The sequence below is a fragment of the Collinsella sp. Sow4_D11 genome, from assembly GCF_052116465.1.
In the GTDB taxonomy this organism is placed as follows: domain Bacteria; phylum Actinomycetota; class Coriobacteriia; order Coriobacteriales; family Coriobacteriaceae; genus Collinsella.
Genome location: NZ_JBQKLA010000032.1, coordinates 1 through 12937 on the forward strand (window position 1 = coordinate 1; position 12937 = coordinate 12937).

General features: G+C 64.8%; 16 protein-coding genes. 1 reads left to right on the top strand and 15 read right to left on the bottom strand.

Annotated elements, in window-relative coordinates; all coding sequences use genetic code 11:
* Window positions 1-18 precede the first annotated feature (18 nt).
* Window positions 19-2841 (bottom strand): tape measure protein, encoded by a 2823-nt coding sequence (locus tag ACTQ40_RS09510; RefSeq protein ID WP_441141087.1) that lies wholly within the window; start codon window positions 2839-2841, stop codon window positions 19-21.
* 188 nt (window positions 2842-3029) lie between these two features.
* Here ACTQ40_RS09510 and ACTQ40_RS09515 point away from each other — a divergent pair, with 188 nt between their 5' ends.
* Window positions 3030-3284: a hypothetical protein gene (locus ACTQ40_RS09515; RefSeq protein ID WP_441141086.1), complete on the top strand. Its 255-nt coding sequence runs from the start codon at window positions 3030-3032 to the stop codon at window positions 3282-3284.
* Here ACTQ40_RS09515 and ACTQ40_RS09520 read toward each other — a convergent pair.
* The 14 genes from ACTQ40_RS09520 to ACTQ40_RS09585 form a co-directional block, all read right to left on the bottom strand.
* Entirely contained in the window at window positions 3281-3526 is a 246-nt protein-coding gene (locus ACTQ40_RS09520; RefSeq protein ID WP_343090034.1) for a hypothetical protein, read from the bottom strand. The two genes, ACTQ40_RS09515 and ACTQ40_RS09520, sit on opposite strands and share 4 nt — an antisense overlap.
* 65 nt (window positions 3527-3591) lie before the next feature.
* On the bottom strand, window positions 3592-3999 hold the full coding sequence (locus ACTQ40_RS09525) for a hypothetical protein (RefSeq protein WP_441085627.1): 408 nt from the start codon (window positions 3997-3999) through the stop codon (window positions 3592-3594).
* Between the two features lie 81 nt (window positions 4000-4080).
* Window positions 4081-4596, bottom strand: a complete 516-nt coding sequence (locus ACTQ40_RS09530; protein ID WP_435541590.1) for a phage tail tube protein — start codon at window positions 4594-4596, stop codon at window positions 4081-4083.
* A gap of 3 nt (window positions 4597-4599) precedes the next feature.
* Complete coding sequence (locus ACTQ40_RS09535) at window positions 4600-4800, bottom strand: hypothetical protein (RefSeq protein WP_343089994.1); 201 nt, start codon at window positions 4798-4800, stop codon at window positions 4600-4602.
* Window positions 4797-5222 carry a hypothetical protein gene (locus ACTQ40_RS09540; protein WP_441042214.1) on the bottom strand — a complete coding sequence of 142 codons (426 nt, stop codon included), beginning with the start codon at window positions 5220-5222 and terminating at the stop codon, window positions 4797-4799. Before ACTQ40_RS09540 ends, ACTQ40_RS09535 begins: the two co-directional genes overlap by 4 nt.
* Entirely contained in the window at window positions 5219-5602 is a 384-nt protein-coding gene (locus ACTQ40_RS09545) for a hypothetical protein (protein WP_441042212.1), read from the bottom strand. Before ACTQ40_RS09545 ends, ACTQ40_RS09540 begins: the two co-directional genes overlap by 4 nt.
* A complete protein-coding gene (locus ACTQ40_RS09550; protein WP_441042210.1) occupies window positions 5602-6009 on the bottom strand; it encodes a DUF6093 family protein in 408 nt (135 codons plus the stop codon). Before ACTQ40_RS09550 ends, ACTQ40_RS09545 begins: the two co-directional genes overlap by 1 nt.
* A complete protein-coding gene (locus tag ACTQ40_RS09555; RefSeq protein WP_421016213.1) occupies window positions 5996-6385 on the bottom strand; it encodes a hypothetical protein in 390 nt (129 codons plus the stop codon). Before ACTQ40_RS09555 ends, ACTQ40_RS09550 begins: the two co-directional genes overlap by 14 nt.
* A gap of 4 nt (window positions 6386-6389) precedes the next feature.
* On the bottom strand, window positions 6390-6704 hold the full coding sequence (locus ACTQ40_RS09560) for a hypothetical protein (protein WP_441042209.1): 315 nt from the start codon (window positions 6702-6704) through the stop codon (window positions 6390-6392).
* Between the two features lie 13 nt (window positions 6705-6717).
* Entirely contained in the window at window positions 6718-7617 is a 900-nt protein-coding gene (locus ACTQ40_RS09565) for a major capsid protein (RefSeq protein ID WP_441042207.1), read from the bottom strand.
* Window positions 7618-7666: 49 nt separating this feature from the next.
* Window positions 7667-8203, bottom strand: a complete 537-nt coding sequence (locus tag ACTQ40_RS09570; protein WP_441042204.1) for a hypothetical protein — start codon at window positions 8201-8203, stop codon at window positions 7667-7669.
* Between the two features lie 44 nt (window positions 8204-8247).
* Window positions 8248-9372, bottom strand: a complete 1125-nt coding sequence (locus ACTQ40_RS09575; protein ID WP_441042202.1) for a hypothetical protein — start codon at window positions 9370-9372, stop codon at window positions 8248-8250.
* The gene (locus ACTQ40_RS09580; RefSeq protein WP_441042200.1) at window positions 9359-10714 is read right to left on the bottom strand and encodes a phage portal protein; all 1356 of its coding nucleotides are present in this window, start codon (window positions 10712-10714) and stop codon (window positions 9359-9361) included. The genes ACTQ40_RS09575 and ACTQ40_RS09580 overlap by 14 nt, the downstream gene beginning before the upstream one ends.
* A 22-nt stretch (window positions 10715-10736) precedes the next feature.
* Window positions 10737-12365, bottom strand: coding sequence for a hypothetical protein (locus ACTQ40_RS09585; protein ID WP_441029632.1), 1629 nt, complete (start codon window positions 12363-12365; stop codon window positions 10737-10739).
* Window positions 12366-12937 lie beyond the last annotated feature (572 nt).

Genomic DNA, 12937 nt, shown 5'->3' on the forward strand with positions numbered 1-12937 from the left:
CCAGCGGAGCCAGTATCATCAGCGTCTCCTCACCGTCGATGCCGACCGACGGCCAGCCATCTCGATCCGCGCATCCACCAGCCGCTCCACACCCGAGGTCGGGTCCACCATCACAATCCGGACGCCAGCCAGGCCAGCAGCGACCGCAGCCGCGACGCCCGAGGTGTCGAGCGACAGTCGGGCCGAGGTGGGTGTCGGGACGGTCACCGACGGCCTCGTTCCTGGCTGGCCGCCCGAGGCATACCCCATCGCCGCGAACACTTCGCGCGGAATCTGCCTCGAGTTGAGCGCGTACATGGCGCGCACGCCGTAATGGTCGACCGCCGAGGCGTTGTGGATGAACTCCCGCGTCGACACGCGGGCGAGAATCGAGTCCGACGTCGGCGTGCCGGGTCCGCTGATCAGACCGGACGACAGCCTGCGCGGCTGACCACCTGTCGCGAACCCTGCGACCAGGCCGGGCATTTTGCCCGGCTTGTAGTTGACCTGCACCGACACCGATTTGCCGCTGATGCTGCGGACGAACGAGTAGTATTGCCGCTCAGCCTGCCCGGTCTGCACGCTGACCGAGGTGGTCAGGTTGTAGTTGCGCACGATGTCCTGCAGTGTGGTCTTGCCCGCCGCCAGCTCGCGTGCCAGCCTGCTGGCCGCCGCCCTACCGTGCCTGCGTGCGACCTCCTGCAGGATGGGACCGGCGTCGCTGAGGTTCATGGCGAAGTTGTCGCCGGCCTCCTTTCCGGAGGAGGCGAACAGGCGTTCGAGGCGCTGCAGCTCTGAGTCCGATGCTGTGGTCAGCTGCTTCACCAGCGGTGCGCCCTCGGGGCCGAGACGCGCCAGCTCGTCGATCATGCCCTGCGACACGCGCGACGAGAGCGTCAGCATGTTCGTCTGCCAATCACGCTGGGCGGTGACCTGCTCCTCGAGCGCTTTGATCCAGTCACGGGTCTTGACGGTCACGCCGTCGTAGAAGGCCGTCCAGGAGTCCGTGGTCGACTTCGTAGCGTCAGCGGATTTCTCGGCCAGCTCCTTGTTCTTGTCGATGACGGACTGATAGGCGCCCCTGATCGACACGAACGAGGTCGACGCCGCTGACACCATCTCCAGCCATTTCGCGGCCAGCTTCGACGCTGCCTCGGCCGCCTTCTTGGCGGCCGGGTCCATCTCCTCAAGTGCTTCGGTGCCCTCTTTGGTTGCCGACGCGGCGGCCCTGATCGCCACCGGCACCTCGCCGCCCATCCAGTCGGCGTAGTCCTGCGCCGTGAGAGCGGTGATGCCGAGCTGGGTGGCCTGATCTTCCAGCTTCCGCTTGTACTCGGGGAACAGGGCGATGAGACGCTCGGTGCTGACGCCAGCCTCGCGAGCCTGCTTCACGACGTCAGCCATGACGGTCGCCGCCTTGCTCGCATCCATGCCAGAGACTGCGGCGTCCAAGTTCTTGAACGACTGCCCAACACGGTCCATCTGGGACTCGAGACCAAACAGGCCCGCTACGGCGTTCTCTCCCGCGTACCCGAGTTTTGCGCCCCACGAGTGATCGATCCCGTTGACGAACTTGAACGCGGACGCAACGTCGCGGACACCGCCTGCCAGTTCGCGGGCCGGGTCGTCGGCGTCGCGGAAGATGCGCCCCAGATCACCCACGCCGTTCGCGGCCCGCTCCACCTCCTCGGCGGCCTTCGCGGCATCCAACGCGTGCGCGGTGAACTGGCTGAGGATGGTGCCAGCGATCTGCACCGCAGCGAACGCCGCCGCCGCGATTCCGACACCCTTCGCCACTTTGAGGAAACCGCCGTACACGCCGGCCAGCGGGCCGGTGCGCATCGCATCGAGCGCTGCCTTCGTCTCCACAATCCTGGGGATTAGCACCAGTAGCGACCCGCCCAGCACCACAGCCCCAGACCCCATGGTCGACAACAAGCCGCCGACCTGCAGGATGGGGGCAGGTAGCTTCTGGACGAGGCGCAGGAAGTCAGCGAGGCCGTTGGTAGCATCCACGAGCAGGCCGCCGCCATTCTTCCCGACCAGAGGCTCCGTCATCAGCGACGCCATGTCACGCCATGCCGCCTTCACGCGGTCCGTCGCGCCGGTCATCGTATTCTTGACGTTCGCGGACGCGCCGGCGAACCGCTCCGACATGCCAGCGGCGAGCGCATCGAGCGCCTGCCCAGCATCGAGCGTGCCGTTGGTGATCTCGCCCCTGATCTCGGCACCCGTCTTGCCCATCTGGGAGCCGATCAGGGTCGCAGCATCCACACCGCGCTGACCGAACTGCATCAGGTCCGTGGCGGTGATCTTCGCCGCCGCCTTCACCTGGGAGAAAATGCGCGTCAGCTCGGAAATGTCCTCGTTCGAGCCGCCCGTCGCCGCCACCGCATCGTTGATCGCCGACAGGTATGGGATGACCTTCTGCGCCTCGATGCCGAAGCCGAGCATCTGCTGCTGGGCCGAGATAAACACCGCTTTGGAGAACGGCGAGGTGCGGGCGAACTCGTCCAGCTTGTCCATCTGGTCGTTCGCCTCACGGGCACCACCCATGAGGGTGCGCATCGCTGCCCGCGACTTCTGCTGCAAAGTGTTGTACTCGATGCCGGTCTTGGCGATCGCCGCGTTGAACGCGAGCACGGGCGCGCCGGCGGCGATCATCGCCTGCCCAGTGCCCGTCCACGCCTCCCGCTGCAGCTTGGCCGACTGGACGATCTGCCCCATCGTCGTGGTCGCTTTTTTGTCGAACTGCTTCGACTCATCGATCAGGGTCGACAGCGACTTGGAGGCGCTGCCGATCTGGGCGTTGAAGTCCGAGACCTCGGCCCTCAGCCGGACGACGATGCTGCGATCAGCCATCGAGTCACCCCCTGTCGGCGTAGATTGGTGTCATGCGTCGTGCACTACTGCTGTTGCTGCCTCTGCTCGCGGTGGGTTGCTCACCCCCGGCGACTGAGACTCAAGCCCCTGCGGCCGAGACCGTGACCGTGACAACCACCCCAACGCCCAGCCCCACCAAGCCAGCCGACCCCGACATGTTCCGGACGATGATCACGGTCACCGGCGCCAAGGTCGGAAAGATCACAGACAATCAGTTGCTGATGGCAGGTTGGGCGGCATGCAGGGCGCTCGACGACGGCGGCGGGTATGAGGCTGGATGGAAAGCGGCCGCACTTTTGCTCATGCGATGGGGAGGGGGCGGCGACCCCGACCCAGACCTCGCGGCGGCGATCACCCTGTCAGCGGCCCAGAATCTGTGCCCGACTCATCGCGAGCGGGTCTTTGCGGACGCGCAGAGCTAGTCGACCCGCACTGCGTAGGACAGTTCGCCCGGCTGCGTCGGCTCCTGCTTCTCGGCCTCCGCTTTCGCCGCGCACGCATCACAGCGGATGCGGCGCTCCTCATGCCAGCCATCCATCTCGCTGGTCTCGTCCAGATAGTGGCCGCAGCCACCCGGACACAGCGACGCATCCCGGATCGTCAAAGCCTGGGCGAGGTATCGGTCAACCTCCGACCATGGTACGCGGGTGGGGATGCCCAGCATGACGCTGGGACGCACCCCCCACTCGCGTGCCGACGTGAGCGCGTCCAGCGCCCACGCGTTGCCTGTCAGTCGGAGGCAGAGGGCAAAAAACGCGGCGCGATCTGGCTGCGCGGCTTCGTGTCGAGCTGGAGCGCCAATGTCGCCAGCTCATCCACCTCGGGGGCGTGCGTCTCGCGCATGGCCCGCAGCACATCGGCGGTCATGCCTGCCGGGGATGCGATGTGCGCCGCCAGGAACTCGAGATTGGTTTGCTCGGCGTCCTCGTCCTTCTCGTGGGTGGCGATGAACTCGTCCCGCCACGTCTGAGTGCGGGCCTGCATCACGATCTCGCAGCCCTCGAGGTTATAGTGCGCCTTCGCCGGCGCGAGACCTTCCAGCCATGCGGCGAGGTCGAACCCGGCAGGGTCGAGGGTGTCGTCGGTCACCGCTTGCGGGGTGGTTTCGCCAAGCGCTTCGTCATTCTTCTTGGTCATGGGGTGTCCTTCCAGTAGGTGCGACTGCCCGGCCCCGGGGGAAGGACAGCTCGGGGCCGGACAGTCGCGGATGGGGGGGGGTTAGCCGCTGGCGGCGACCGTCTTGTCGAGCGCGGCGGCCTGCACCTGCACTGGGATAGTGCGCTTCACGTAGCCGCCGCCGTCCGACTTCTGCGGGTTATCAGAGACGCCCACGTAGGCGTCGTAGCGGTCGTCCTGCGCCCACGCCACCGCCGACTTCGGCCCCTCGCGGAACACGTAGGTCAGGGTCGCGCCCTTGGCGCGTGCCGCCTCGTAGACCGCGTTGTCCTCGAGGACGTACTTGCCGTCCTTGTCGAGGTACCAGAACGGGGCGAGCGTGCCCTCGTAGTTCGAGGCGCCCAGCGCAGCCGAGTTACCCTCGTTGCACAGGGGGGCGTCTTGCTCTGTATCCGACGCCGACGGCGAGAACTTCGTACCGCTCTTGGCGACCTTGCAGGACGCCTCGATGCCGGCCTGCAACTCCGTCAGCGTGATCGCGTCGAGGTTCGCGGGGCGGGTGATGAGGATAGTCAGCTTCGTGTTTCCATCGGCAAGGGTGCGTACTCCTCCGGCCATGGCTTACTCCTTCGTTTCAGCGGCCTTGCCGCGCTTTGTGGTTGGGGTGTTGTCCTTGATGGGTTCGCCCTCCGGCTCGACCGGGGTTGCGTCCTCGACGGGGGCCAGATGCTTACCCAGCAGCGGGTGATCCAGCCAGTGCTCAGGCACCAGATCAGGCAGGACCTTCCCGGTGCGGGTATCGATAGCGGCGATGAGGCTCATGAGATCTCCTGGGTGTAGACGGTGAACATGACGACCGTGTAGGCCGGGTTCGTGTTGGATTCGGGCAGCACCACAGCCCTGTCGACATCAACCGGCGTCGACTCTTCGTAAGTGATGAGAAACCGCGCCACCGATGACGGCAGCAGCGCGGGCATCAAGTCAGGGGTTAGGGCCTGCTTCCCATCGGACGCCATGCGGAGCGCAGTCCGCGGCAGACGGGCCGTGAACGTCACGCCCACAGGTGCGGACCACTGCCCGCACGAGCCAGCAGCCGACTCGTCGGCCTGCCGATCCTCTGTCCCGGACCACACCACCACGAACGGCGGCGTCGAGCCCGTGCCGTCACCGATCAGCACCGGCACCGACAGCACCGACTCGAGGCGGGCTTTCATCGCGTCCAGAGCGTCGACGACGGTGCTCACGAGAACACCGACTCGACCGCGGCGTCCGCGAGTTGGCGCATGAACTCGGCTGTCTCGGCCTCCAGCGCCACACGCGGGTCAGGCAGCGTCCCACCGCCACCCCGCGAGCCCCCGAAGTAGGCGATGTTCGCAAGGTTGCCCGCACCCACCTTCACCGGCCCGATCTGCGAGCCGTACTCGTCAGAGTCAAGCTCGTAGTTGATGTGGGTGGACAGCTTGAAGTGCCGCGACTTCTCAGCCTCGGCACGCAGTTGATTCTTGATGTTCAGGGAGCCTTTGGCGACGATCAGCCTGACCTTCGCGAGCACTCGGACAGGCACCTGCGACATGTCAGCGACCGCTTCGCGGACCTCGGTTACGTCGATCGATGCACCAGCCATCAGGCCCCTTTCACGATCTCGTCCACGGATACCCGGTAGGCGGTCGCGAAGTCCTTGACCGGCCACGTTTGCGCGACACGGAACCTGCGCCCCACAAGCCCTGGATCGCAGGCGTGCATGCATGTCGCTATGTCGCCGAGTTGCGGCTTGTAGCGGCTAACCGGGAGATGGAGCTGCATCCGCTGCACGACAGCCGACGATGGGCCGATGGTGGTTGACTGCTCGTAGCCCTCGTAGGTTTGGAGCTTGCCTCGCCCCTCATAGACGACCTCTCGCATAGCCTGGTCGCTGTAGCCGGACTCGGACATCTCACCCGTGTCCCGCTCAATGCGCCATTGTGAGGTCATCAGCGATTCGGCCTGCGCCCTCAGTCCGGGCAGCTCGGCCCGCACGTCATCGAGCAACATGGCGGCCAGGTTCCCCGTATGGCGACACTGAGAACGCTCCGGTCTCGACCACTCCGAGGGCTTCCCACCATTCGGGGCGGATCTCGATCAGGCCGGTCGATGCTGCATAGCTGCGCATCACCGACGCGTCATCGACACGCACACTGACCTGCGTCACCGGATCGGGACGCCGCAGTCGCGCTGACACGGACTCTACGAGCACCATGCGCAACATGTCTTGGTCTAGTTGGTCGAGGCCACCCGTGCGTCTCGCGATGGTCGCCTCAGCCCACTCAGTCCACAGCTCGGCCTGACGCGCTTCGGCATCGGTGAGGGGGCGGCCCAAATTCGCCTCCAGATCGCTCTGCGAGTAGCGCCTCGCCACCCCCTCACTCATTGAGTCACCCCTTCGGTACGGCGCTCGTCGCGCCCGTGTCATAGTTGTGGGTGACGGTGAACTCCTTGCCGGTCTGATCGAACGCTGAATACGTTTCCGACCGGTTGCCGCCAGCAGGTGTCGGGATAGAGGCAACCGGCTTGATCGCATTCACCGTCATGTGACCAGCAGCCGCAGCAGCGGCCTTGTCGGCCGGCGCTGAGCTGGCACGCTCCGCCGGGTCGAACGTGTCGGCGGGCGCGTCGCCTGCTGCGGTGGTCTGCGGCTTGTTTTGCGTCTGGTCATCCGCGATGCGGGTTGTTTTGGGTCGAGTAGCCATGATCCAGTTCCTCTCAGGCCTTCTGGACGCCACGCAGGCGAGCCGCGGCGCGGCCACCCTGCACGACAAGGCCGGGGTAGTAGTCGATGCGTGCACGGTAGGCAGGCTTCTCTTGCAACTCGCCGACCGTGTAGCAGTCGAGCGGGCCGTTCTGGATGCCCATCACACCAACCGAGCCGGTGTTCCAGGCGAACTTGATCGCGTACAGGTCGCCGCCGCCGACAGGCAGAATCTTGCGCCCCGACCAGTGGTTGCCGGGGTCGATGAACGGCACGCCGTTCCAGGTCCATTCACGCTTGCCGGTCATCTCCGAGACGACGTACTCGGAGCCGCCGAGCTTGCGCGCAAGCGACTTGTACTTGCCGAGCAGATCACTCGACGTGTACACCACATCGGGGCCGCCGTCGACAGCCGCGAACAGGCTGTCGAGGTCGTCCAGAGCGGCGTCGCTAGTGAGGGCCGTAGTTGAGTCGATGACCTGCGACCCGACGAGCCGCTTCTTGAGACCATCGAACGACTTCGGATCAACCGCAGTGTCGCCGTTGAACATGGCGTCCACGTAGGTGGCCTGCGCCGACTCCAGCTTCATCCTGATCTGGTCAGCCAACAGCACGCCGCGAGCCGAACGCATAGTGCGCTCGATGTAGCGGTCAACATCGGCGTCGCCACCCAGAATCACCAGATTCTCAGTGGCCTGATTGATGACACCGGTCGACTCGACGTACGCCTCATTGACGGTGCGGAACGCGGTGCCGGGAAGCACCTTGTCCTTGTCGTATGCGTAGGCGTTGCCCTCGATGTCCTCGAACGGCATCCTGTCCCACACCCACGACACTTGCGACGCGGTTTCGATGGCACCCCGGCGAACGGGGTCGGCCACCAACGTGGCGGCCTGTGCGAAAGTAACAGCCATAGCTGTTCACTCCTTTTCTGGTTTCGCTCGCCGGGGGTGGCGAGACGGCTTATTTCTTCCCCAGCGCCGCTTCGATGCCAGCAACCAGACGGTCGCGGCCCGGCAGCGGCTCAGGTTTGGGGGGCGCACCCTTGGAGCCTTGCGAGGCATCCGGTTTGGGGCGCGGGAAAACGGTGGCGTCGTCAGGCTCTTCACCCTTCTCGGCACCCTTCTGGGGTGCGAGGCGGGCAGCGAGCTTGGCTCGGGCCTGCGAATCAGTGACGGCCGCCAGCGCAGCACAATCGTCCTCATCAGTGATGCCGTGACGACGCGCCAACTCCGACACGTCGAGGCGGGTCGTCAAGTCGGCCACCTTCTCCGACAGGTCGGCATCCTTGCTGGCCTTCTGGTCGACTCCGAGCGCGGCCGCCAGCTTGTTGAAACGATCCTCCAGCGCCTTGCGCTTGTCGCGCTCCTTGGCCAGATCGGCGAGCACAGCGTTTTTCGAGTCGTCGTTTTTGAAATCGCCGCCAGAGTCTGGGGGGTGCGGCTGGTTGGTCGCTTCGACCTGCTCATCAGGCACGGCATTGCTTGCGGGGTTGGACATCTCGTCTCCCTCATGTTTTGTCCGGCGCATCTCGCCCCGGGTGGTCATGTGTAAATCTGGCCGCTTGTCGCAAACCAACGCTGATATGCCTTCTCCGCGGCGGCGATCTCGGAGGAATCGCCGCTCTTGCGAGCCGCATTCAGCCTCACCTTGGCGTCGTGCATGCGACGCTCCGCCGCAGTCATCGTGTACCTGTCGCCAGCCCTGACTCCGGCCGCATTTGCCTGCTCGACCGCATTCCGTGCTGCGACCCTCTTGCCGCCGCGACCGAATTGTCCGTACCCGGCAGCGCCGCCTCTCCCGAGCGGCACATTGGGGAGGATGTATCCGTGCTCCACCAGGAGGCGCACCGCCTCCTCCCGCGATTCCGCGATGCGGAAAATGCCGTCTGGGGTAAGCCTCTTCCCCGATCTACCCAAGGCGTTCCTCGCGGTTCCGTGCTTCGACATCCCCTCAGTAGTCAGCAGGTATGATTCGCGACTCTTCGAGCTTCTGCGATAAGCGTTGATCACCTGATTGACGTCCGCACCCTCATCTATCGCCCTGCGCTGCGCCTCAGTCAGGTCGTGAATCTGGCTAGGTGCGATCGATGACGAATAATCGGGCGGCGGCGCACTCAGCGCCGGACGATGCACACAGTCGCACAGTGGATGCCGCCGGAAACCCTCATTCCATCGGAACCACTTCCCAGCCAGCACTGCACACCTCTGGCAACACGGGGGCCGCACCAGACGCACCCACCCAGCTCGCGGCGTTGCCGCAATCGTCGCCTGCGTCGCAGCCCGACCAGCGTCAGCCACCATGGTCTTCGCGAGGCCCGCCATCCACTGACCACCAGCCGCCATACGCTCAGCCATCGGCCCCGATGCCGAACGCGCACGCACCACACCCGAGTACAGCAGCCCATCCAGCGAGCGGCCATCGGAGGCGAGACCGGCGAAGCTGCGCGGGTTGATCAGCGAGTCCACGCCCAGAGCGTCAGCCGCGAACTGGCCAGCACGCTCAGCAGCCCTCACCTGACCGGCAGCAACCGTCACTGACAGTCGCCGCGACACATCCGGCCAATCCTCAGGACGCCGCATGCCGTTACGCCAAATCCGCGACACCAGCACCTCGACGCCGCGCCCGGTCGCGATCTGCGCCAGATGGAAACTGTCAGCCGGTCCCACGTATCAGCTCCGATGCGAGCTGCATTTCAGGGTCGAGGTTCGCCTCGTTACGGAAATATCCCTCTTCGCGACGCTTTCGGGCGGGCGACCACCCCAACTCATCCCAAGCGCCTTCTCGGGACACGATGCCGGACTGCTTGGCCTTCACGACCGCGTCCATGCGCTGCGCCACCGTCGGGGTCGCCGGATTGTGCCAATCCACCCGCACCCTGTTGCCGGGGAGTTGCGTCTTAGTCGCGATCTGATAGGCGAGCGCAGCGGCCCATCCGACAGTCATACCCACCTCGGAGTTCTCCGCCTCACAGGTACGCACAAGCCGTTTCTCTTCGCCCACGATCGCGCCCTCAGCCGGAGGATTCGCTGTCGAGAGCCCGAAATACGAGATCGGGAAGCCCGTCGCCGCCGACATCTCGATCGCATACGCCTCCTGGGCGGCGCGGAAGTTCTTCAAATCGGAGGCGGTGAGTTGTCCGACCTTCGCCTGCGGGTTTGTGATTGTGTGAATCGCGTTGTAGTAGGCGGCCCATACCGGCAACGGCTCACCAGTCTTCGGGTCAACAAAATCGCCCTTCACGACCCCAGTCATGAAGATGCGGGGGATGCCATGCGACTCGACCGCGAACTGCAGGTTCGTCAGATTCCGGCACGAGCTGTCGATGATCGACCGCAGGCCCCTGGTCAGCGCCGTCCTCCCAACCCATGACCCTGAAACCCTCTTGTTGAGGTGCATGAACACTGGGACGACACCCATCCGGTGCTGGTCGCGGTCGACCTCGACCCACTTGCCGGTACGCGGCGACCACTCAACCCACACCGTTTCATCAGGCAGATACAGCGTCGCGAAACAAGGGGTGCGTCGAGTCACGGCATCCACGCCGTAGAACCGTGCAGCCGCCGTCACCATCTCGTGACGCTCATCAACAAGGCCAGCCATCTCACGCGGAGATTCGGCACGGATCAACGGCAGATCCGGATTCTTGTTATTGCCGCCCACCGTCAGGAACGCCCGACCAAACAGTCTGCGATCCCGATTGAACATCGCGAGCTGCACGTCGCCGTTCGACGCATCCCAGATAGCGCGCAACCGGTCATCGGCCTTCTCTTCGCCGGGGAGCACGAGGGCGCGCATCTGCTGGCGATCAACCACAGAGTCCACCACCACAGCCGCCCCCGACGTGATCACGTCATACTCGCGGCGATACTCAGGCGGCAACGCCAACCCGATATGCGTGAAGGCATGCTCCGTGTCGTAGTAGGACAGCAGCATGTCGTCAGAATCACGATGGGAACGTAGGTCGAGGTACAGCCGGTCAAGAGTTTGCAGCTCGTCAACACTCAGCACACGCAGCCACCCCTTTCGCGACTCATAGGAAGAAAATCGTTTCCTTGGCTTCGGTCGACCAACCGGCCGCCGCCATATCCGCGGCAGCCTCGTGCGCCAGCACGTCAGCCATCACCACATCGATCTTCAAATGCTCAGCCGGTTTGCCGAGAATGAACTTGTCGCCCGGTTTCGCGACCATCCGGGCCGCCAACGCCTGAGCCTTGAACACCTCATCCGGGGCGTGCGTCGTCAACCCCTCGGCCATGTCCTCCCGGTACCTGACCAGTGCTGGAAACATGCGCGCAATCGAGTTCGTCGGCCACTGCAGCACCACATCGTCACCGAACCTCGACGCCCACGCATCGGCCTGCGTTTCCCAGTGCCGCGGGTCGCAGTAGATGCGCCCCACCCTGTAGCGGCGCATCACCTCATCCACGGCGGCATCAACCTCGCCGCGAGGGATACGACCCTCCGGCCACTCCCTTGGGTTCCATACCGCTGGACGCTGATCTGGCCCATACGTTGGCGTGAACCGATGCCCGTCAATCGTCTGCAATCGCAGCGCCGTCCAGTCGCTCGACCGTGACCCGTCAAACCCGCCACACACCGCCGCGCCGTCCGGCACGTCGACCGCAAGCTCAGCAGCCTCCACCACAGCCTCAGGCAGGAACGCGCCCAAGCCTTGCACCAGCATGTTCCCAAAGAACCGCTTCGCCTGCGCCGGGTCGGTGTGCATCAACTCGGCGCACTCGGCCTCGATTGCCTCCAGATCAGCCCACGGCGACCCGCGATACACAAACCGCAGAATCTTCGCCCGCTCAGATTTCAGCTCAAACCTCAGGTCAGTGGGCGGCCTGCGGTAGAACCGGAAAATATCCTTCGATGATGACTCAAACGTCTGCTGAGCCGCCGAGTTCTCCATCGGGTCCCACGGGTTCGTCACCTCCAGGCCACGACCACCCATACCCGCCAAGCCGCGGCGCATATGCTGCCATACCTTGATCAGCTTGCCCGTGTACAGGCCTGACTCATCCGCCACCGCGAAATGGATGGGAGCGCCCACCTTCGAGTTCGGTGCAGCCGTGATCGGCAACACCTCGCCATTGTTCGGCGTGCGGATGAAATCCTCACGAACCCGCATCAGCTCCTGCAACGGGCCGCGCCTGATCATCTCTTGGAGCGGCGCGTAAATGTTGTCGGTCTGATCCTCAGCCGTCGCCAACAGTTGGATGCGGGACACCGGCCGCGGAATACCCATCGGCTCACCCGCATCGTAGGCGTAGACGAACCCGCAACCGCAGCCATGATCGACACACCGATACCGCTCGCCACCAACAGCCCAGCCAGCGAAAATGCACGGCCCGACAGCCTCGAACGGGATCAGCGACGCAGCCCACGGCGACTTCCCCGTCTTCTGCGGCCCCACCACCTGCGAACGGCGATACTGGAACGCTGGCGCACCCACCGGGCGGGCCTGGTTAAACACCGCCTTCGGCTTCACCCTGTAATGGTTGAGTGTGCACCACAACTGCCAGCCGTCATGCACAAACGGCTCACCCATCGACCAGCCGTCAGCGACCAGGCAGTGGGCCTCGATCCAGTCAGCAGACAGATACCCCAGAGTTGGCCACGCAACCGACCAGTCATCGTCAGGAAGCGAGGCCGCCATTGATCGCTCTCAGCTTCGAGCCGCGAGACCGCTTCGGCGTCGCAGCCTCAGCCTCGACTGACGAGGCGGTGCGGGTTGTGATCTTCCACCCCAGAGCTGCCAAACCAGCAGGCGTCAAGCCGATGTGCTCAGCGAAACGATGCAACTGCCCCAGCACCGGGGCCGACACGGTGGCGTCCTCACACCGGACAGACAGCCGAGTCCACATCGCCACCGAACGCACCAGCCACCCCGACACGTCCATCGACCACGCGCACGCCTGCGGAGTCCGCCACGCCCACTCCCATACCTCAGACTCACGATCAGTCACGTTGGGCAGTGGAAAGTCGGGCACCGGGCCGTCATAGCCGGACGCTGGCAAATCCTCCAGCCTGTAGCCGCGAGCATCAGACCGTGCAGAGTTCTCGTCCGGCATAGGCCCAGAGCGGATACGAGCACCTTTCGCCATGATTCTGGAGCCTCCTTTGCCGCATCTCACGGCAGAGAACGAGAGCGCGGCATCTCACCGCGCTTGGGAAAAATTTGAACCCGCCGGACTGTTTTGTGCCGCCGGTGAGCGCACAAAACAGTCC